The following is a 19,146-nucleotide window of genomic DNA, read 5'->3' on the forward strand; positions in this document are numbered from 1 at the left end:
ATGCGCGCCTTGAACCTCGACTTCCAGCCTCGCCCGCGTTCCGGCCCGTTGGGGTGGAGCCTGCTCGGCGGCGGCGTGTTGCTCGCGCTGGTGTGCTTCGGCGTGCAGCAGCACCTCGACGATCAGGCCGAACAACAGCAAGGTCACTTGCAGCACACCCAACGTCAGCTCACCGGCGACAGCGGCGCCAAGACAACACTGAGCCCGGCGGAAACCCGCGAGCAGGCGCAGAACCTCGCCGAAATGCGCAAGGTCTCGCAGCAACTGCGCCGGCCCTGGGAACGCCTGTTCGCCATGCTCGAAGCCATGCCGCGCGACGACATCGCCTTGCTGACCCTGACCCCGGATGCACGCAAAGGCCAGGTGCGGATCAGCGCCGAAGCGCGGGATCTGCAAGCGATGCTGGATTTCCACAAGCGCCTGGAGGCCAGCGACGAGCTGTCCGACGTGTCGCTGCTGAGCCACGAAATCGTCGTCAAATCGCCGGAGCAACCGGTGCAATTCAACCTGTCGGCGACCTGGGAGATGGGCGATGCGAATCCCTAGACTGATCGTTCACGAATACCTGCAAGGCCTCGGCGTTCCGGGGCTGGCCGGTCTGGCGCTGCTGCTGGTCACGGTTGCCTGGGCACTCGGCGGTTTGCTGCCGGGCTGGCAGTCGCTGCAACAGCTCAGCCAGCAAACCCAGGAAGCCACCGAATACCTGGCCAAGGTCGAGGACGGCAGCATCGCGCCGCCGGTGGTGCCGCAGCGTCAGCTCGATGATTTCCGCAACAAGCTGCCGGCCCAGCCGCAAGCCACCGTCGCCATCGACCGCATCTACGCGTTGGCCGCGCAGGAGCACATCACCCTGGCGCGCGGCGAATACGCCCTCGGCGTCGATCCCAAGACCCATCTGGCGCGCTACCAGATCCTGTTGCCGGTGCGCGGCAGCTACCCGCAACTGCGCCGCTTCCTCCATGCCTTGCTCGGCCAGTTGCCGGCGGTGGTGGTGGAAGACGTCGAGTTTCAACGCAAGAAGATTGCCGACACCGACCTCAGCGGCCGGATCCGTATGACCCTCTACCTGTCGAGGTCGTGATGGACACCAAACGCATAACCGGCTGGGTGGCGTTCTTCGGCGTGGCGGCGGCGCTGGCCTGGTTGCCGGAATATTTCTCGCCGAGTGACGAAGCGGATTCGACCGAAGTCGCCGTGGCCAGCCCGACGAAAGCAACCGCCCGTGGCGCCTTGCCCGCCAGCAGCGCCAAGGCGAATGCGGCGCCGATCAAGGACCTGAGCCCGGCCGGCGACCTGTTTGCGAGCAAATCCTGGAAGGCCGCGCCAACTCTGGCGACGGTCACCGAACAAGCGATCAACCCGACCCCGGTGGTGCAAGCCCCGAGCCTGCCACCGGTGCCGTTCCAGTTCGTCGGCAGGCTGCATGACCGCAGCGACCTGCAGGTGTTCTTGCAGGACGGCGAGAAAATCTACGTCGTGCGCAGCGGGGATGTGATCGACGACACCTGGAAGATTGCGGCGATTTCCGATGTGGAACTGAGCCTGGTCTACCTGCCTTTGCATTTGTCGCAGACCTTGTCTGTGGGGAGTACGCAATGAACAGATCCCGTTTGCTGATGAGCCTGGGCCTGTGTGCCGGGCTGGCCGCGTGCAGTTCCGCGCAGGTCGCCAACAAGGAAGCCGCCGACCTGATCGATCAGGGGCAGTACGAGGCGGGCCTGGCCCGGATCGAGGAAGGCTTGCGGGAAAACCCGCGCGACACCGAGCTGCACCTGCTGCTCAACAGTGGCCGGGCCAAGGCAATCACCGCGCTGCTGACCTCCGGTGACACCGACCGCGCCCGCCGCGATTTCGCCTCGGCCCGCACCGCCTACAGCCGGGTGCTGACCATCGAGCCGAACAACCGCCGCGCCCAGGATGCCCTGCGCCAGCTCGACTACCTGCGCAGCATGGACGAGAAACTCGAACTGGCCCGTGGCGACCTGCGCCGGGGCGACATCTACGGCGCCGACCGTCAGGTCAAACAGATCCTCGAACTCGACCCGAAAAACGACGGCGCGCTGGAACTGCAAGGCAACATCCGTCTGGTGCAGAGCCGCAACGTGATCCAGTACCCGCAACTGCGCACCCGGCTTGATCGCCCGGTGACCCTGGAATTTCGCGACGCCAACCTCAAGACCATTTTCGAAGTGCTGTCGCAGGTCGCCGGCCTGAATTTCATCTTCGACAAGGACCTGCGCCCGGACATGAAAGCCACGATCTTCGTGCGTGACGTGCGCATCGAAGACGCCGTGCAACTGCTGCTGCAACAGAACCAGCTGCACCAGAAAGTGGTGAACGAAAACACCTTGCTGATCTTTCCGGACTCGCCGCAGAAGCTGAAGGATTATCAAGAGCTGGTGATGCGCACCTTCTACCTGACCAGCATCGACGCCAACACCGCGCTGAACATGATCAAGACCATGCTCAAGACCCGTGACGTGTTCGTCGACGAACGCCTGAACACCCTGACCATGCGCGACACCGAAGACGCCGTGCGCATGGCCGAGAAACTGCTGCAATCGCAAGATCAGTCCAACCCCGAAGTGGTGCTGGAGGTGGAAGTGATGGAGGTCGCCACCCAGCGGATTCTCGACCTCGGCTTGCAATGGCCGAACACCTTCGGCGTGGTCAACAGTGACGGTTCGGCGGTGACCATTCTCGATCAACTGAAAGGCATCAACTCCAGCCGGATTTCGATCTCGCCGTCGCCGCAAGCCAAGATCAATGCGCAGGACAACGACATCAACACCCTGGCCAGCCCGGTGATTCGTGTCAGCAACCGTGAGCAGGCGCGCATCCACATCGGTCAGCGGGTGCCGATCATCAGCGCCACGTCGGTGCCGTCGACCCAAGGCCCGGTGATCACTGAAAGCGTGACCTACCTCGACGTCGGTCTGAAGCTCGAAGTGCAACCGACCGTGCATCTGAACAACGAAGTGGCGATCAAGATTGCTCTGGAAGTAAGTAACGCCACGCCGCTGGAACCGACCCGCCAAGGGACGATTCCGGTGCAGGTCGATACCCGCAACGCCCAGACCTCGCTGCGCCTGCATGACGGCGAAACCCAGATCCTCGCCGGCCTGATGCGCAACGACCATGGCGCCACCGGCAACAAGATTCCGGGCCTCGGTGACATTCCGGGTCTGGGCCGGTTGTTCGGCAGCAACAAGGACACCATCGGCAAATCGGAACTGGTGCTCTCGATCACCCCACGGATCGTGCGCAACCTGCCGTACCAGAGCCCGTCGGACATGGAATTCCCGACCGGCACCGAAACCAGCATGCACATCCAGGCGCCGGACCGTTCGCAGAACTACACCATGCCGGCGCCTGCCGCGCAGCCTCGTGCAGTCGGTGAAGCGGCCGTGGCAACCACTCACGTTACCGTCGAGAAGCCTTGATCATGAACGCCTCCCAGCGCGGTTTTACCCTGATCGAAGTCGTGGTGACGCTGGCCCTGATCGGCCTGCTGGCCGGCATGGCCGCGCCGCTGACCGAGACCCTGGTACGGCGTGGCAAGGAGCAGGAACTGCGCACCGCGCTGTATCAGATTCGCGATGGCATCGACGCCTACAAGCGTGCCTTCGATGCCGGTTACATCGAGAAATCCCTGAACAGCAGCGGCTATCCGCCGAACCTGAAAGTGCTGGTCGAAGGCGTGCGCGACGTGCGCAGCGCCAAGGGTGCGAAGTTCTACTTTCTGCGCCGGATACCGCGGGATCCGCTGGTGCCGGCCAAACGTGACGACAACGGCGGTTGGGGCCTGCGGGCCTACAACAGTTCGGCCCAGAACCCGCGCGATGGCGAGGACGTGTTCGACGTCTACTCCCACGCCCGGGGCAAGGGCCTCAACGGCATCGCGTACCGCGAGTGGTGATTCTCATGCGCCGGGAAAAGGGTTTTACCTTGCTCGAGCTGATGGTGGTGATGGCGATCATCGCGACCCTGATGACCATCGCCTTGCCACGCTACTTCAACAGCCTCGAGGCCTCGAAAGAGACCACGTTGCACCAGAGCCTGTCGGCCATGCGCGAGGCGCTGGATCACTACTACGGCGACACCGGGCGTTATCCCGATTCCATCGAACAACTGGTGGAGATGCGTTACCTGCGCAATGCGCCGCTGGACCCGATCACTGAACGCAATGACCAATGGGTGCTGATCGCGCCGCCGGACGGTGTGGCGGGCGGCGTCGCCGACATCAAGAGCGGAGCTACCGGGAGGGCGCGTGATGGCAGCCAGTATTCCGAGTGGTAAGCACGTGGAGCAGGGTGGGTTCACCTACCTGGGCGTGCTGTTCCTGATCGTGATCATGGGCATGGGCCTGGCCAGTGCCGGCGAGTTGTGGTCGACCGTGTCGCGCCGCGATCGCGAGAAACAACTGCTGTGGGTCGGCACCCAGTATGCCCAGGCGCTGCGCAGCTACTACCGCAGTTCACCGGGCCTGGCGCAGTACCCGAAAGAACTGGTCGACCTGCTCGATGACGAGCGTTTTCCCGAGGCGCGTCACCATATCCGCCAACTCTATCCGGACCCGATCGGTGGCGGTGAATGGGCACTGCAACGGGGTTTCGACGGACGCATCACCGGCATCAACAGTGCCTCCACCGAAGTGCCGTTGAAGCAGGCGGACTTCCCGTCGCAGTGGTCGGATTTCGAAGGCATGCAGCGTTATTCGGACTGGCAGTTCGTGGCTGAAAAAGCCTTCCTTGATGGCACCAACGGCCCGGCGAAGGGCCAGTCGGCCCTGCCGCAGGCGTTGCAGCCATGAGCCGCCACCTGTGGTGTGCGTTGATCCTCGCGGCCGTGGCGTCTTTCGCCAGCGCCAGTGAGGAAGACGAAATGATGGGCTTCATCGTCGACGACACGATCTCGCACATCGGCCACGACTTTTACTACTCGTTCAGCGAGCGCCTGCGTGACACCAGCCGCATGGATTTCAACCTGGTGGTGCGCGAGCGCCCCGACGCGCGCTGGGGGAGCCTGGTGACCGTCGAGTATCAACAACGCCTGGTGTATCGGCGCTTCCTGCCGCCGAACACCGTGGAACTGAAGGACGAGGCCTACGAGGCCGCCGACTCGGTTCGACTGGAGGTCGTCCGGCGCAAGCTGGAAGCCCTGTTGCAGGACACCACCGACCTTGAGAAGGACGAACTATGAACACGACAACGTTCTCACGGCGCAGCGGATTCTGGATCTCGGGGTTGTTGATCGGGCTTGCCAGCGCCGCTGCCGTCCAGGCCACCGAACTGGTCTACACGCCGGTCAACCCGTCGTTCGGCGGCAACCCGCTCAACGGCACCTGGCTGCTCAACAACGCCCAGGCGCAAAACGACCACGACGATCCGGATCTCAAGAAGCGCTCGACGGTGGCCGGTACGTCGGCACTCGAACGTTTCACCAGTCAATTGCAGTCGCGGTTGCTAGGGCAACTGCTGGACAACATCTCCACCGGCAACACGGGGAGCCTGTCCACCGACGCTTTTATCGTCAACGTCGTTGATGACTCGGGGGCACTCACGATCGAGGTGACCGACCGAGCGAGCGGCGAAGTTTCCGAAATTCAGGTGAACGGCCTCAACCCATGACGGGATGACGGTTCCGGGGAGTGATGGACATGAAAAAAATAATAGCGCTAGGGCTGATGTTGGCAGCATTACAAGGGTGCAGTCTGCGCGAGCCGATGCCGGCCGAGCAGGACACCGATACCCCGACCCTGACCCCCAGGGCCTCGACCTACTACGACTTGCTGAAAATGCCGCGACCCAAGGGCCGGCTGATGGCGGTGGTGTACGGCTTCCGTGACCAGACCGGGCAGTACAAACCGACGCCGGCGAGTTCGTTTTCCACCAGCGTCACCCAGGGCGCGGCGTCGATGTTGATGGACGCGATGCAGGCCAGCGGCTGGTTTGTGGTGCTCGAACGCGAAGGGCTGCAGAACCTGCTGACTGAACGCAAGATCATTCGCGCCTCGCAGAAGAAGCCGAATACGCCGGTGAACATTCAGGGTGAGCTGCCACCGTTGCAGGCGGCGAACATGATGCTTGAGGGCGGGATCATCGCCTACGACACCAACGTGCGTAGCGGTGGGGAAGGGGCGCGGTATCTGGGGATCGATCTGTCCCGTGAGTATCGGGTGGACCAGGTGACTGTGAACTTGCGTGCGGTGGATGTGCGTAGCGGGCAGGTGTTGGCGAATGTGATGACCAGCAAGACGATTTATTCGGTGGCGCGCAGTGCGGGGATTTTCAAGTTTATCGAGTTCAAGAAGTTGCTTGAGGCTGAGGTCGGGTATACGACCAATGAGCCGGCGCAGTTGTGTGTGTTGTCGGCGATTGAGGCGGCGGTGGGGCATATGGTGGCGCAGGGGATCGAGCGGCATCTTTGGCAGGTGGCGGGGGATGCTTCTACCCCGGGTCAGGATGATGTTTTGAATCGGTACCTGACTCAGAACAAGGTGGATCCGGAGGCCGAGTGAACTTGGCGGCCTTTGGGCCGACCAGGTTCTCTGGGTGGTTTGGGTGAATATCCGTTTTTTTTGGGTGTTGCTGCTGGCGGTTCCGCTCTTACAGCGGCTCACTTTTTCAAACGCCAAAAAGTAAGCAAAAGGCTTGGCCCCGGCGTTCGGCCCCTCGCTGGGGCTCGGGGTTCCTTCGCTCCGGGATTCATCCGGGGGCATCGCCTACGGTTTGCTTCGCTGCACCTCCTCTCGATGCATGCGGCTTCGCCGCACGGTCGCTGCGCTCCCACCCCCGGATAAATCCCTCCACTCAGCCTTCCGAAGGGGCCGGCACGTCAAGAGCGGTACTCGAGCTAACGCTCATTGTTTGGTTTGGTGAGGGTGCAAGAATGTGTAGATGGGTTTGGTTTTGATTTTTTGTTTTGAAAGCTTGAGTTCAGCTCGATGGTTCAGGTCGATGTAACTCGAATGAACAACTCGGTCGGCTCCCTCTCCCTCCGGGAGAGGGCTGGGGAGAGGGCTGGGGTGAGGGCCAGCGTCCTGAAGTCTGTTTAAAAACGTGTCTGAATACACCGATCCTTCCCACAAGGTTTTCAGGTTGTCCGTCGGAAGCGCGGGCTCTAGCCTGTTTCGGTCGCTGCCAATTCAGCGATCGGGATTGGAAACCCCGACGAGAACCGAGCGCACGAGCGCTTTTCATAACGTATGCTTGCGCACCTTGAAAAGTGTGCACTCCGTTATGGCGGCTGTGCGCGGGAGACCTTCGGGTCAACCGGGTTCTCCGTTCCCCGGGTTTCCAGCCTGCGTACAGCTGCCACCCATTCGTTCGGAAACCGAATGGGCCAGCTTCATTTCAGGATCGGAGATTCACCATGTTCAAACCAACACCCAACCCACCCGAAACCCAAGCCAACCCCGAAACCGACCCAACCTCCCCATACACCTCCGTCAACTCCAAAAAACTCCACGAAGCTGCCGAACGCGCGCTCGATCATTACCTCTGCCCCGGCGCCCACATCATGGGCAGCGCCAACGAACCCGACCCGATGTACCTCGCCAACCCGGCCTACAACACCGAATCCTTGCTCGCGAACGCCAGCGAGTCCCTGGGCTCGGCCAGCGAAATGCTCAACAACTTCGCCGCCACCCTCGACCCGGCCCATCGCAAGACCGCCCTGGGCATCGCGCAGATCCTCATGCTGGGTGAACTGGCCGTAAATCAGGCCTTGGATCACGTTGAACTGAAGGACTGATCCAGCACATGCCCAATAAAAAACGCGACCCGGCAATGGGTCGCGTTTTTCACATTCAAACTGGAGTCACCATGGATCTCCTGATCTCCACCATCGTTTCAGACTTCGAAAGCGAAGAGCAGGCCGCCAGCTACGACCGCTGGTTGATTGCCAAAATACAGGCTTCAATCGATGACCCAAGACCCGGCATTCCGAATGAGCGGGTGATGGCTGAAATGTCGGCCCTGATGGAGGAAAAACGAAGAAAGTATGAGGCGGGGTAAGTGCTTTGCGTTGGCAATGTGAAAAGTAGAAAAGCGCAATGTAGATTTTGGCTACTCTACTGCTTCCTGACGGCTAACTATTTTTTGAGGAGCGCATGGACCTTTCACCACCACTGGAAATCGACAGCGCAGCCTATGCAGAATTCTTGGGTCTGTGGGAAATGGGCTCTTTTGATAAACAGCGATTGGGGCAAGCCTTCTACAACCATTTTCGCCTCCATCGGTTAACCGATCAGGCTTTGTTACAGGGGCTGTACGAGGCAGACGGCAAGAAGGCTCGAGCCGCTATAAGTCGTATATTTCATCTCAATTAGCATCAGCCCTTTTGCGCATCGATTCCATCAAGGCATATATCTCGGCCATCACTTGGTCATGCGGAATGCTCGGACGCGGATCATCGAGAGAAGCCTGTACTTCGGCTCGAAACCAACGGTCATAACTCGCAGCCTGCTCCTCGGGATCAAGATCCGAAACCACCGGGCACAGTGGGTCGAAAGGTATCGCTGTCGTCGCTGTCTGGATGAATTGCATGTTGGCCAAGCTCCATGGGGATCAAGTTGTCCCGGCAAATCCTAGAGCCTGCACTTCCGACGGCCAACCGCCAGAATTCGTCAGAAAACTCTCCGAATTTCTGAAAACGTTCCGTTTTCCGTAGGACGCCACTCAAGCGTCAGCGCAAAAAAAAACCGCGACCTCAAGATCGCGGTTTTCCAACACCCAACACTTACTGCTGCAAAACCGTCGCCTGGTTAGCCGACCCAAACTGCTGAATCGTCGCGGTCTGCGTCATCCCGCTCTGATCCACATTGGCAATGTTCCCCGTCCCGCCCTGGGTTACATACGCCACGTTCATGGTGTCAGCCTGTTTCACGGTGATCATGTTGTCGCTGCCATACAGCTGCGCGGTGTAGGCCTGGTTGCCGGTGCCGGATTGATCGAATTCGGCGCTGTTGCCCGAGCCGTTCGACGAGCCCTGAACCAGGTTGGTGGTGCCGCGCTGGTCGGCGATGAGGATGTTGTCGCTGCCGTTCTGATCGAAGTACAGCTCGTTGTAGGAATCAGCCTGGCTGACCGTGGTCTTGTTGCCAGTGCCGGTCTGGTTGGTGGTCATGATGTGGCCGACGCCATCCTGGGTGAAGCTGGCGATGTTGCCGTTGCCGGCCTGATTGACCGTCGCTCGCTGGTTGCTGCCGAATTGGCCGCCGTGTTGCGGGCCTTTCCAGTTGCTGGCGTAGACCTTGTTGTCGTTGCCCACCGAGGTGGCGTTGAGGGTGTGGCTGTCGCCGTTCTGGTAGGTGTAATGCACGTTGCCATTGCCGACTTGATAGAGCGCCAGCGTCGAGTTGACCGACTCGAACTGGTCGGCATAGATGGCGTTGGTGTTGCCGACCTGGGTGACGGCGGCGGTGTTGTTTTCGCCGAAGCTCTGGTCGACCACGGTTTCGTTGCTGTCGCCGTACTGGTTGACGGTCGCCTGGCTGGCCAGTTGCGAGTCTTGCCAGATTTCGGTGCCGTTGAGGTTGCCGAACTGGTTGATGGTGATGTTGCCGCCGGTGCCGTTGCGCTGGTCGCCGTAGGCGTAGTTGGTTTCGCCGGCCTGGTTGATGCCGATCTGGCCGCCGTTGTGCAGCACTTGTTCGGCGGTGCCGTAGTTGGCGGTGCCGAATTGGGTAATCACCGAGCTGTTGCCGGTGCCTTCGTACAGTTGCTCGATGTTGGCTTCGTTGCTGTCGCCGAACTGGAATGTCTTGCCTTCGCTGCCGTTTTGCGAGTCTTGATAGACGAACGAGAAGTTGCCGGTGCCTTGCTGTTGTTGCAGCGCCTGGTTGCCGGCGCCGAAACCGAGGGACTGGCTGGCGTGGGCGGTGTTGAAGGCGCCGGTCTGTTGTTGGGTGATGGTGCTGTTGTCTTCGTAAAGCTGTTCGGCGTAACCGGCGTTGTAGTCGCCGACCGCGTCCTGGGTGATGACGCTGGTGGCGGTGTCTTGCACGGCGGCGGCGTCGTTGCCCTGGCCCAGTTGGGTCTGGGTGGCGGTGCTGAACGGGGCCTGGGTCTGCTTGACGTTGGCGATGTTCGCGGTGCCGACCTGGCTCTGGGTGGAAATGCTGTCGTCGGCCATCGCCTGGGCACTGATCATGACCAGGATGGCGGCGGTGAGGGGCGTCAGTTTGAACATGATGAACTCTCCGATGATTGCAGTGCTTAGCGATATTGCTTGACCGAAACGCTCATGCCGTTGCCCGACTGGGTCACGGCGCTTTGCAGCCCCGTGCCGGCCTGCTCGATGCTGGCGTCGTTGTTGTTGCCGTTTTGCGAAATCTGCGCACGGTTGTGGCTGCCGGTTTGCGTGATGGACGCGGCGTTGCCGGAGCCGTTTTGCGTGATCAAGGCCATCAGGTCGCTGCCTTGTTGCAGGATGTACGCCTCCTGATTGCTGCCCGACTGCACGATCTTGCCCAGCAGCGACTGACCGTTCTGTGAGAGCAGCGCCAGGTTGACCTGGCCGTTCTGGTCGATCAGGGCTTGCTGGCCCACGGGGGGCGGCAGTTCGCCGAGATCGGCGCTGTTGGGCGCCAGGTCATCGTTTTCCATCAGGTCGTCGGCGCGCACGCCCGCACTGACGCACAGGGCGAGCAGGCAAAGCAGGGCGGCGGTCGGCGTGTTCATGGCGTTGTCCTGTGGTGTTTTGTGTTGCTCAAACCTGAAATCGTGGCTGAGTCAGCCCCACCCACCCCGCGCCTGGCGGTGTGGGTCGGGTGGGGCGTGGGCTCAGAGCGTGGTCACCGAGACGGTGCGAACGGTGCCCTGGGACGAACGGATGGTGGCGGTCGGGTTGGCCGATGGCACGACCAGCGTGTTGTTCAGCGTCAGCCGCCAGCGTCCGGTCACCGGTACCGTGGTTGTGCCCAGCGTTACCAGCCCGGTCGGGGTGGTGACCTGCACGGTGATGGTGTTGCCGGTAGTCACCGACGAGGTGCCGGCGAAGTCCCAGTTGAAGCGGCCGCCGGAACGGGCCTGCACGGTCGAGGTGGTGATCGTGAAGGTTTCCGCCGCTGGCCGTGGCGACACTTGCACCGTGACGGTCGCCGGCGTCGACTGGGCGCCGAAGCTGTCCCGGGCGATGTAGGTGAAGGTCGTGGTGAAGGCCGTGGTCACGGTGGCCGGTGGGGTGTAGGTGATCACCGTACCGTCAGTGCTGACCGTGCCGCGTCCTGCCGGTGGTTGGGTCAGGCTGGCGACGCCCAGCGGTGTGTTGCCTTCCGGATCAGTGTCGTTGGCCAGGACGTTGATCGGGATCGCGACACCCAGCGTGGCGACGCTGTCGGCGACGGCGGTCGGTGGCCGGTTGGGCGCGACGGTAATCGTCACGGTCGCCGGGTTGGCCGAGGCCAGGCCTTTGCTGTCTTGCGCCTTGTAGGTAAAGGTCGTGGTCAACGGTGTGGTCACCACGGCTGGCGGGGTGTAGACCACCGAGGTGGTGCCGCTCAGCGCGACGGTGCCTTGGCCTGCTGCCGGTTGAGTCAACGCGGTGATGGTCAGCGGCACGTTGTTGTCCGGGTCGCTGTCGTTGGTCAGCAGGCTGAGGGTGATCGGCACGCCGAAGCTGGTGCTGCCGGTGTCGGCGACGGCCAGCGGTGCCTGGTTCTCACCGGTGTCCGGTGCGGTGCCGACCACGACCACTGGCTCGGTGTCGCTGCCGCCAGCGGCGGATTTGACCGTGACGGTGGCTGGAGGCTGAGTCAGGTCGGCCACGGTAATTTTTTGCAGGGTGCCGGTTTTCGACAGGCGTCCGTAGCCTTGGGCAACCATGTCCGGCACTGCGACTTCATCGGTCGAGGTGGCCTCGATCAGCAGGCTGTGGTTGGCCCAGCTGTAGCGGGCGGTCTGGATTTTCACCACGTCGGTGAGCTTGGCCGAAACGGCAGTCGGACGGGTAGTGCCGGCCGGGTTGGTCGCGGTCACGACCACCACCGACGGCAGGGTGCCGGTGCCCAGACGCTGGCCGAAGAACAGCCCGTTGTTGTCACCCAGCAGACTGGTCTGGCATGGCGTCGGCGGTGGGCCGGGCAGCAGCGCCAGGGTTTCGCGGAAGCACAGGGTCGAGCTGCTGTCAGCCTTGGCGAACACCTCGGCGCGCACACCGGCCGACGTCCGGCGATAGGTGGCGCGGTCGATGGCGACGTGGGTCTGCTGACGGTTGTCGAGCACCTTGCCGGCGACGGTGAACAGGTTGGTCTGAATCGAGCCGGCACCCGACGGACCATCGATCCGCACGAAGTTGGTGTTGAACGGGCTGCCGGTCACCGCTTCGGTGAGGTTCGGGTCGCCGACGTAGGTTTCGATGCCGCCGGTGTCCGGGTTCACTTCGGTGTACGGGCCGTTGATGCTGCGCAGGAACGGACCGATGGCGCCGTTGAGCGCACCGCTGAAGTTGCCGGGTGCGCCGATGCCGATGTCTTTGGTGATGTTGATCGCACGTCGGCCGGGGGTGGTGACGTTGACGGTTTCAACGCCGTACGGGTGGGTGATGGTGTAGGTGCCGGCCACCGGGACGTTCACCCGGATGCGGATCCGCGCGAAGCTTTGCTGATCGCCATCCACCGGGTTTTCCGAGGCGAACGCTGCTTCGATCCCGGCCACATAGGCGTCCATGCCGAAGCCGGCGCCGTTGTTCGGGATGTTGGTTTCGGCCAGGAACCAGAAGGCTTCCGGTGGCCAGTTGTCGGGGAACACCATCGGCAGCGTGTCATCGAAGATGCCCGGTTCCGGCAGCAGGGTGCACATGTACGCCGGCGGGGTGCTGGCCGGTACGCGCGAACTGGCGGCGCGCGACTGGCAGAGTTCCATCGACAGCAGGTTGTTGTCCTGGTACCACATCGGGAATTTCCCGGTGGCGAAGGTGTAAGGGCCGGGATCGACGGCGGCCAGTTGCGCGAACGCACTGCCGGTCAGCGAGATTGTCAGCCCGAGCGCGTTGAGCGCGAAGCGTGGCCACTTGTTCATGATGCCTCCTGATGCGGATCTGGGCATGTGAGCGTTCATTGCACGATGACCACTTCTTCGGTATCGCTGCCGCCGTTGGACGACGTCACCCGAACCCTGGCCGGTGGAATCGGCGTGATCCCGGTGGACAGGGTTTTCACCGCGCCATCACCACCCAGCGCACCGATGGTGGCGCCAGTGCCGGAGGTGGCGGTGAGCACCGGTGGCGAGGTTTCGTCACTGGTCGAGGCCACCACGGTCAATTGCCCGGAGCTGAGGCTGTACTCGGCGCGCTGGATCACGACCAGGTCGGTCAGGGTCATGGGCAGGGTGGTCGGTGAACTGGTCGCGATCGCCAGGTGGTTGTCAGCGGTCACTTGCAGCACGGTCGGCAAGGTCGGGTTGACCGCCGATTGCGCGTACCAGCTGCCAGTGCTGTCGGCTTCTTTCATGTTCACCACCGGGGTGCTGCTGGTAATGGCGGCGGTGCCCGGCGCGGGTGGTGCCTGGACGAACACGTCTTGCTGGGCCACCGGCGCACTGTCGCCGGGTTTGCGCGAGTAGGTGCTGCGCTGCGGAATCAGCGGAGTCGGCCGTACCACCGTCGACAACTTGCCGGACACGGCGAAGGCCGTGGTGCGCAGGTCAATGCCGCCCGGGCCTTCGATGCGCACGTAGTTGGTGTTGAACGGGCTGCCGGTCACGGCTTCGTTGAGGTTCGGGTCGCCGACAAACTGTTCGGCTGCGCCGGTCACCGGATTGGTCTCGGTGTAGGGCCCGTTGACGCTGCGCAGGAACGGACCGATGTCCCCCTTGAGCGCGCCGTCGTAGGTTTTCGGGGTGCCGATGCCGATGTCGCGGGTCATGTTGATCGCGCGGCGACCGGGGGTGTCGACGGTGAACACATCGACGCCGTACGGGTGGGTGATGACGTAGGTGCCAGCGGTGGGCACATCCACCCGGATACGGATCCGCGCGAAGCTGACCTGATCGCCTTCGACCGGTTCTTCGGCGGCGAACGCGGCCTCGACGGCACTCACATAACCGAGGTTGATTCCGCGCGCGGCATCGACCAGCGAGGTCTCGCCGGTGAACCAGAACGCTTCATCGGGGAAGTTGGTGGGGAACACGATCGGTTGCGTGTCATCGAACACGCCGGGGGTCGGCAGCAGCGAGCACATGTACGACGGGGCGCCCGGTGTGCTCGGCACGCGGGAGCTGAGTGCTTTGGACAGGCACAGATCCAGGGTGCGACCGTGGGTGTCCTGATACCAGCTGGCGAAACCGCCATTGGCCGGCGTGTAGGGACCCGGGTCGACGGCGAACAGAGCGGCCTGGGCAATGCCCTGGGCCAAGGCGCTCACGACCAGGACGGTCGCGGTTTTGGACAGTAAAGGGTGCATGAGTTAATCCCTCTATCAAAGTACCTGCCCCTTGGGGATGGGTCAGTTGCAGAGGGCTTTACAACTTCCATACCAACGACGCGCCAACTGGCGGCAAAGGCCCGTGGTGCAAGGGCTCGCGGCTTGGCATGGGGGGACAGGACACACGCCCGGATAGGGCGACTGTCCCCAGCATTGGGGGTTGTGGGGGGATGAGCGCCTGGCGGTTTTTCCCGGACCGGGAAATCGGTTGAGCGTGGGGCCGTTCACCCCCCGCATCCGGGCAAACACCCAACCGTGGGCTATAACCCTATAGGGACGTATCGGGAAGTCGCCGCCATGAACATGCAGTCAAAATCGCTACCGGTCGAGGAGGGCAGCCAGCGGCTGAACTCGCGCAAGCAGCCGTTCAACCTGTTGCGCTGGTTTTCACTGATCAGCATGGCGGTGATCGGCACCGTGGCGGTGGCGCTGGGGGCGGTGTCGACACGGTTCGTGATCGAGGAAAGCGTGCAGCGTGATGCCTTGCTGACCGCCCAGTTCATTCAGGCCATCGCGTCGGCGGAAGTGCGCCACGTATCGATCCCCAATATCCGCACCATGGGCGAATTGCTCGACCCTCGTCAGGACAACGACTTTCCCGATGTCGACCCGCAAGCGCGAGCCAGCGCGAGAGGTGAGTTTCTTGATCACATCGAACATCTGCCGGATGTGATTCTTGCCAACGTTTATGCGCCGGATCGTCTGGTGATCTGGTCGACCAACCCCGCGCTGGTCAACACCCGCATTCATGCCGACGAAGACCTCGACCGGGCGTTCGATGAAAGGATCCCGGTGTCGGCCAGTTATCACGATGTGGACAAGGGGCGTGAAGAGCAAAAGTTCGTGGTGCCGCCGGAATACATCTTCATCGAAAACTACATTCCGCTGTTCGACGCCGAGGGCAAGAACGTCACGGCGATGGTCGAGATCTATAAAGAGCCCAAAGACCTGATCGCCCGCATGGAGCGCGGGCTGACGCTGATCTGGCTGGCCACCGCGCTGGGCGGCGGGCTGATTTATCTGGGGCTGTACTGGATCGTGCGGCGGGCGGCGATCCTGCTGGCTGCCCAGCAAAAACAACTGATCGCCAACGAGACCTTTGTCGCCCTGGGCGAGATGTCTTCGGCGGTGGCCCACAGCCTGCGCAACCCGCTGGCGACCATTCGTTCCAGCGCCGAGCTGGCGCTGGAATTCGATGCGGGGCCGGCGCAAAAGAACATCAAGGACATCATCGGCCAGGTCGATCGTATGTCGAAGTGGGTGCGCGAGCTGCTGCAATCGTTGCGACCACTCAATGACGACCCGGAACCGGTGAATCTGGTGGCGGCGCTGCACGACAGCCTGATGGCGTTCGAGCAGCAGATCGTCAAGGCCGGTGTGCATGTAGTGTTTCATCCCCAGCACACGCCGATGGTGCTGAGTCAGCCGGTGCAGCTCACACAGATCCTCAACAGCCTGCTGGCCAATGCGCTGGAAGCCATGGACAAGGGCGGCACGCTGACCATTACCCTCGAACCGGGCGACAGCCGTGGCGTCAGCGTCATGCTCAGCGACACCGGCAAAGGCATGAACGAAGAGCAACGCAGCATGGCGTTCCGACCGTTCTTCACCACCAAACAGGGCGGCCTCGGTGTGGGCCTCGTGCTGGTCAAACGGATCATGGAGCGCTTTGGTGGCGGCGTGAGCCTGGACAGCCGTGAAGGCGAGGGCACCACCGTTCGTCTGGCGTTTCAGCTCATTCAGTAAATTGGGGTGAACTTTCCCCCAGCAGTGGGTGTCAGGCCCCGGTCACCGGGGAGTGGGGAATGCAACAGCGCGTGCAAGTCCCTGTAACAACTGGAAATGATTTTTTGGCGAGGTAATTGCAAAACACCATCACCCCTTCCTTAGATGAGGCGGCTGGTGATGGACAGAACAACGCGTGACCCCAAAAAGCTGTTCCTGTTGACGCCACTGAGCGTCTTTCTGATGTTGACCCTCGGCCAGATAGCCGGGGTTCGAGCGAGCCCGATCGACGACGAGAATCAGCCGGAGGCTTCCGACCCGTCGGCGTACTACGACGAGCCGGCTGATGAACCGGCGGCACTCAACGCCATCCTGACGATGCCCGAGGCCAACGAAGACTCCTTCGATCTACCCAACGGGGTCAAAGGCACGCGCAACACGACGCGCACGGAAAACATCCTGCCGCCCACTGTCCAGACCAGTTTCAATTACCCCACCAATGGCAAGCCGAGCCCGCTGTACGGTGCCCAGCCGTTTACTCAGCAACTGGTTCTGTTCGAAGAATTCGGCCCGGAAAAACTCGATCCGACCACGCCGGCCGCGCCGTTGAGCTTCCCGCCTGCGGCCATCGGCCCGGCACCGGCGCAAGACCCGAACAACATCGCCCGCAGTGCGCCTCCCGGCACCGCGCTGGATGCGTTCCTGCGTCAACCGGGGCTCACGCCGTTTCCGAGTCAGTTCGCCAACACGGTTGACCGCAACCCATGGCAGGCGCAGATCGAACTGTTCCTCAACCGTCATATCGGTTCGTCTGCCGAAGGTCGGCCACCAGGAAAAGGCTGGGCCCATCAGCGCTGGAACGAGTTCTACCCGCAAGTGGCCTACAAGACCGTGCAGACCGGTGCGCGCCTGAACGGCGGCCTGCGTGACAGTCGGCAGATGCACGGTTATGCGGTCGGCGAATTCGGCCCCGGCGGCCTGTACCACAACGTCGCGGGCGTACCGGCGACCGATGGCACGGCCAAGGGCGTCGATGCGCGGTTCCACCCGGCGATGCCGGTGCAGGACCACAATTCGGTGTGGACCTTCGACGGCACGCTGCCGCCGAAACTGCTGATGGTGCGCTACGGCCAGCCGGTGCTGATGCGGCACTACAACGGCTTGCCGATCGATCCTTCCGCCAACCGCGGTTTCGGTCTGCACACCATCACCACCCACGAGCACAACGGCCACGCGCCGGCGGAAAGCGATGGTTATGCCAACGCGTTTTTCTTCCCCGGCCAGTACTACGACTATCGCTGGCCGATCCAGCTTGCCGGCTACGACAGCATCAACACCAAGGCTGAAGACCCACGCGCGGCGTTCCCGTGCGCGCCGGGGGAAACCCTGTGGGTCAACGACCTGCAGCCTGCGAAAAAGACCTGCGACCACGGCACCATCAAGATTCGCGGCGACTGGCGCGAAACCATGAGCACCCACTGGTTCCACGACCACATGCTCGATTTCACCGCGCAGAACGTCTACAAGGGCAACGCGGCGATGATGAACTACTACAGCGCCCTGGATCGCGGCAACGAATCGGTGAACGACGGCGTCAACCTGCGTTTCCCCAGCGGCAGCGCCTTGCCGTGGGGCAACCGTGACTACGACGTCAACCTGGTGTTCGCCGACAAGGCCTGGGATCAGCAAGGTCAGCTGTGGTTCAACCCGTTCAACACCGATGGCTTCATTGGCGATCAGGTGCTGGTCAACTGGCAATGGAAACCGACCCTCGACGTGCGGGCGCGCAGCTATCGCTTCCGCATCCTCAACGGTTCGGTGTCGCGTTACTTCAAGTTCGCGCTGGTACGTGAAGTCAAAGGCACCGGCGGCGAATTCCAGGGGCCGAAAAACTCCGGTGTGTCTTACAGCCGCGTGCCGTTCCACATGATTGCCAACGACGGCAACATCATGGAGCACAGCGTGCCGTTCGACGGCTCGATGGACCTCGATGCCGACGGCGACAAACAGAACCACAACGCGATCCTGCCGACCCAGGGCATCGCCGAGCGGTTCGACATCATCGTCAACTTCGCGAAAAACGGCATCAAACCGGGCGACAAGCTGTTCTTCGTCAACCTGCAGGCCCAGGACGACGGCAAAGGCCCGAAAGAAGTGATCCCGCTGGCCGACGTGCTCTCGGAAAAATACCTGCCGGTGATCAAGCAGACCAGCAAGGGGCCGCAGTGGGACAAGGGTGACCCGGTGGTGGGCAAGGTCCTGCAACTCAACGTCAAGGCGTACACCGGCCAGGACCTGGCCATGGACCCGGCGGCCTACGAACCGGCCAAACCGGGCAAGGCCGAAGGCATGGTGATGATTCCGCTGAAGATCCACCGCGACAACGCTGCCGACAAGGCCTTGCTCGCCAAGGCGCTGCACCGGACCTTCATCTTCGGCCGCGCCGACGGTACCGACGAAGCGCCGTGGACGATCAAGACCGATGGCGGCTTCGGCTTTCATATGGACCCGCGCCGGTTGAACGCCTCGACCAAACTCGCCAGCGGCCCGACCGACGCCGGGGTCAGCGGCATCGGCACCCTGGAAGTGTGGAACATCAAGGCCGGCGGCAAGGGCTGGAGCCATCCGGTGCACGTGCACTTCGAGGAAGGCATCATCCTCAGCCGTGGTGGCAAGGCGCCGCCTGAGTGGGAAAAATGGGCGCGCAAGGACGTCTACCGGATCGGTTCGGAAGCCGACGGGCTGGACAACGTCGAGATGGCGATCAACTTCCGCGAGTTTGCCGGGACCTACATGGAGCACTGCCACAACACTCAGCATGAGGACAACTCGATGCTGCTGCGTTGGGATCTGGAAAAACCCGGGCAACTGCAGTTGATGCCGACGCCGCTGCCGAGCTGGGATGGCGTGCGCTACGTCAACTCCGCCGCACTGCCAACCTTCCGCACCGGCGACGGCTTCGGCCCGCAAGTGACCGTGAAACCATGAGCAGGGAG

At 62.4% G+C, this 19,146-nt stretch carries 20 protein-coding genes; 15 read left to right on the forward strand and 5 right to left on the reverse strand.

Annotated elements, in window-relative coordinates; translation table 11 throughout:
• From QR290_RS11645 to QR290_RS11705, 13 genes are all read left to right on the forward strand, one after another.
• Positions 1–546: a PilN domain-containing protein gene (locus tag QR290_RS11645; protein WP_289204960.1), complete on the forward strand. Its 546-nt coding sequence runs from the start codon at positions 1–3 to the stop codon at positions 544–546.
• Positions 533–1,081, forward strand: coding sequence for a GspMb/PilO family protein (locus QR290_RS11650; RefSeq protein ID WP_007956132.1), 549 nt, complete (start codon positions 533–535; stop codon positions 1,079–1,081). Before QR290_RS11645 ends, QR290_RS11650 begins: the two co-directional genes overlap by 14 nt.
• A complete protein-coding gene (locus QR290_RS11655) occupies positions 1,081–1,599 on the forward strand; it encodes a hypothetical protein (protein ID WP_085748465.1) in 519 nt (172 codons plus the stop codon). The genes QR290_RS11650 and QR290_RS11655 overlap by 1 nt, the downstream gene beginning before the upstream one ends.
• Positions 1,596–3,443: a secretin N-terminal domain-containing protein gene (locus QR290_RS11660; protein ID WP_085607708.1), complete on the forward strand. Its 1,848-nt coding sequence runs from the start codon at positions 1,596–1,598 to the stop codon at positions 3,441–3,443. The genes QR290_RS11655 and QR290_RS11660 overlap by 4 nt, the downstream gene beginning before the upstream one ends.
• A 2-nt stretch (positions 3,444–3,445) precedes the next feature.
• A complete protein-coding gene (locus QR290_RS11665; protein WP_007956136.1) occupies positions 3,446–3,919 on the forward strand; it encodes a type II secretion system protein in 474 nt (157 codons plus the stop codon).
• Between the two features lie 5 nt (positions 3,920–3,924).
• Entirely contained in the window at positions 3,925–4,299 is a 375-nt protein-coding gene (locus tag QR290_RS11670) for a type II secretion system protein (protein ID WP_011333435.1), read from the forward strand.
• Positions 4,274–4,813, forward strand: a complete 540-nt coding sequence (locus tag QR290_RS11675; protein WP_289204961.1) for a type II secretion system protein — start codon at positions 4,274–4,276, stop codon at positions 4,811–4,813. The genes QR290_RS11670 and QR290_RS11675 overlap by 26 nt, the downstream gene beginning before the upstream one ends.
• Positions 4,810–5,202, forward strand: coding sequence for a curli production assembly/transport protein CsgE (csgE, locus tag QR290_RS11680; protein WP_115077263.1), 393 nt, complete (start codon positions 4,810–4,812; stop codon positions 5,200–5,202). The genes QR290_RS11675 and csgE overlap by 4 nt, the downstream gene beginning before the upstream one ends.
• On the forward strand, positions 5,199–5,630 hold the full coding sequence (locus tag QR290_RS11685; RefSeq protein WP_007956141.1) for a curli assembly protein CsgF: 432 nt from the start codon (positions 5,199–5,201) through the stop codon (positions 5,628–5,630). Before csgE ends, QR290_RS11685 begins: the two co-directional genes overlap by 4 nt.
• A 29-nt stretch (positions 5,631–5,659) precedes the next feature.
• Positions 5,660–6,520: a CsgG/HfaB family protein gene (locus tag QR290_RS11690; protein WP_115077264.1), complete on the forward strand. Its 861-nt coding sequence runs from the start codon at positions 5,660–5,662 to the stop codon at positions 6,518–6,520.
• An 854-nt stretch (positions 6,521–7,374) separates the two neighbouring features.
• Positions 7,375–7,755, forward strand: a complete 381-nt coding sequence (locus QR290_RS11695) for a DUF6124 family protein (protein ID WP_289204962.1) — start codon at positions 7,375–7,377, stop codon at positions 7,753–7,755.
• Positions 7,756–7,826: 71 nt separating this feature from the next.
• Positions 7,827–8,018 (forward strand): type II toxin-antitoxin system RelB family antitoxin, encoded by a 192-nt coding sequence (relB, locus tag QR290_RS11700; protein ID WP_289204963.1) that lies wholly within the window; start codon positions 7,827–7,829, stop codon positions 8,016–8,018.
• Positions 8,019–8,113: 95 nt separating this feature from the next.
• Complete coding sequence (locus tag QR290_RS11705) at positions 8,114–8,332, forward strand: hypothetical protein (RefSeq protein WP_289204964.1); 219 nt, start codon at positions 8,114–8,116, stop codon at positions 8,330–8,332.
• Here the strand turns inward: QR290_RS11705 and relB (QR290_RS11710) are convergent.
• The 5 genes from relB (QR290_RS11710) to QR290_RS11730 all read right to left on the reverse strand — a co-directional run bounded on the left by relB (QR290_RS11710) (position 8,325) and on the right by QR290_RS11730 (position 14,404).
• Positions 8,325–8,549, reverse strand: coding sequence for a type II toxin-antitoxin system RelB family antitoxin (relB, locus tag QR290_RS11710; RefSeq protein WP_085607698.1), 225 nt, complete (start codon positions 8,547–8,549; stop codon positions 8,325–8,327). The two genes, QR290_RS11705 and relB (QR290_RS11710), sit on opposite strands and share 8 nt — an antisense overlap.
• A gap of 193 nt (positions 8,550–8,742) precedes the next feature.
• Positions 8,743–10,194 (reverse strand): curlin, encoded by a 1,452-nt coding sequence (locus QR290_RS11715; RefSeq protein WP_289204965.1) that lies wholly within the window; start codon positions 10,192–10,194, stop codon positions 8,743–8,745.
• A 26-nt stretch (positions 10,195–10,220) separates the two neighbouring features.
• The gene (locus QR290_RS11720) at positions 10,221–10,685 is read right to left on the reverse strand and encodes a curlin (protein WP_007956150.1); all 465 of its coding nucleotides are present in this window, start codon (positions 10,683–10,685) and stop codon (positions 10,221–10,223) included.
• A 102-nt stretch (positions 10,686–10,787) separates the two neighbouring features.
• Positions 10,788–13,022, reverse strand: coding sequence for an Ig-like domain-containing protein (locus tag QR290_RS11725; RefSeq protein WP_115077269.1), 2,235 nt, complete (start codon positions 13,020–13,022; stop codon positions 10,788–10,790).
• A 35-nt stretch (positions 13,023–13,057) separates the two neighbouring features.
• A complete protein-coding gene (locus QR290_RS11730) occupies positions 13,058–14,404 on the reverse strand; it encodes a hypothetical protein (RefSeq protein WP_115077270.1) in 1,347 nt (448 codons plus the stop codon).
• A gap of 318 nt (positions 14,405–14,722) precedes the next feature.
• On the opposite strand from QR290_RS11730, the gene QR290_RS11735 reads away from it, so the two are divergent.
• Both QR290_RS11735 and QR290_RS11740 read left to right on the forward strand, forming a co-directional pair.
• The gene (locus QR290_RS11735; RefSeq protein WP_115077271.1) at positions 14,723–16,171 is read left to right on the forward strand and encodes a sensor histidine kinase; all 1,449 of its coding nucleotides are present in this window, start codon (positions 14,723–14,725) and stop codon (positions 16,169–16,171) included.
• A 159-nt stretch (positions 16,172–16,330) separates the two neighbouring features.
• Positions 16,331–19,138, forward strand: coding sequence for a multicopper oxidase domain-containing protein (locus tag QR290_RS11740; protein ID WP_289204966.1), 2,808 nt, complete (start codon positions 16,331–16,333; stop codon positions 19,136–19,138).
• The last annotated feature ends 8 nt before the right edge of the window (positions 19,139–19,146 follow it).

This window comes from Pseudomonas fluorescens (assembly GCF_030344995.1).
GTDB classification, from domain to species: Bacteria; Pseudomonadota; Gammaproteobacteria; order Pseudomonadales; family Pseudomonadaceae; genus Aquipseudomonas; species Aquipseudomonas fluorescens_BF.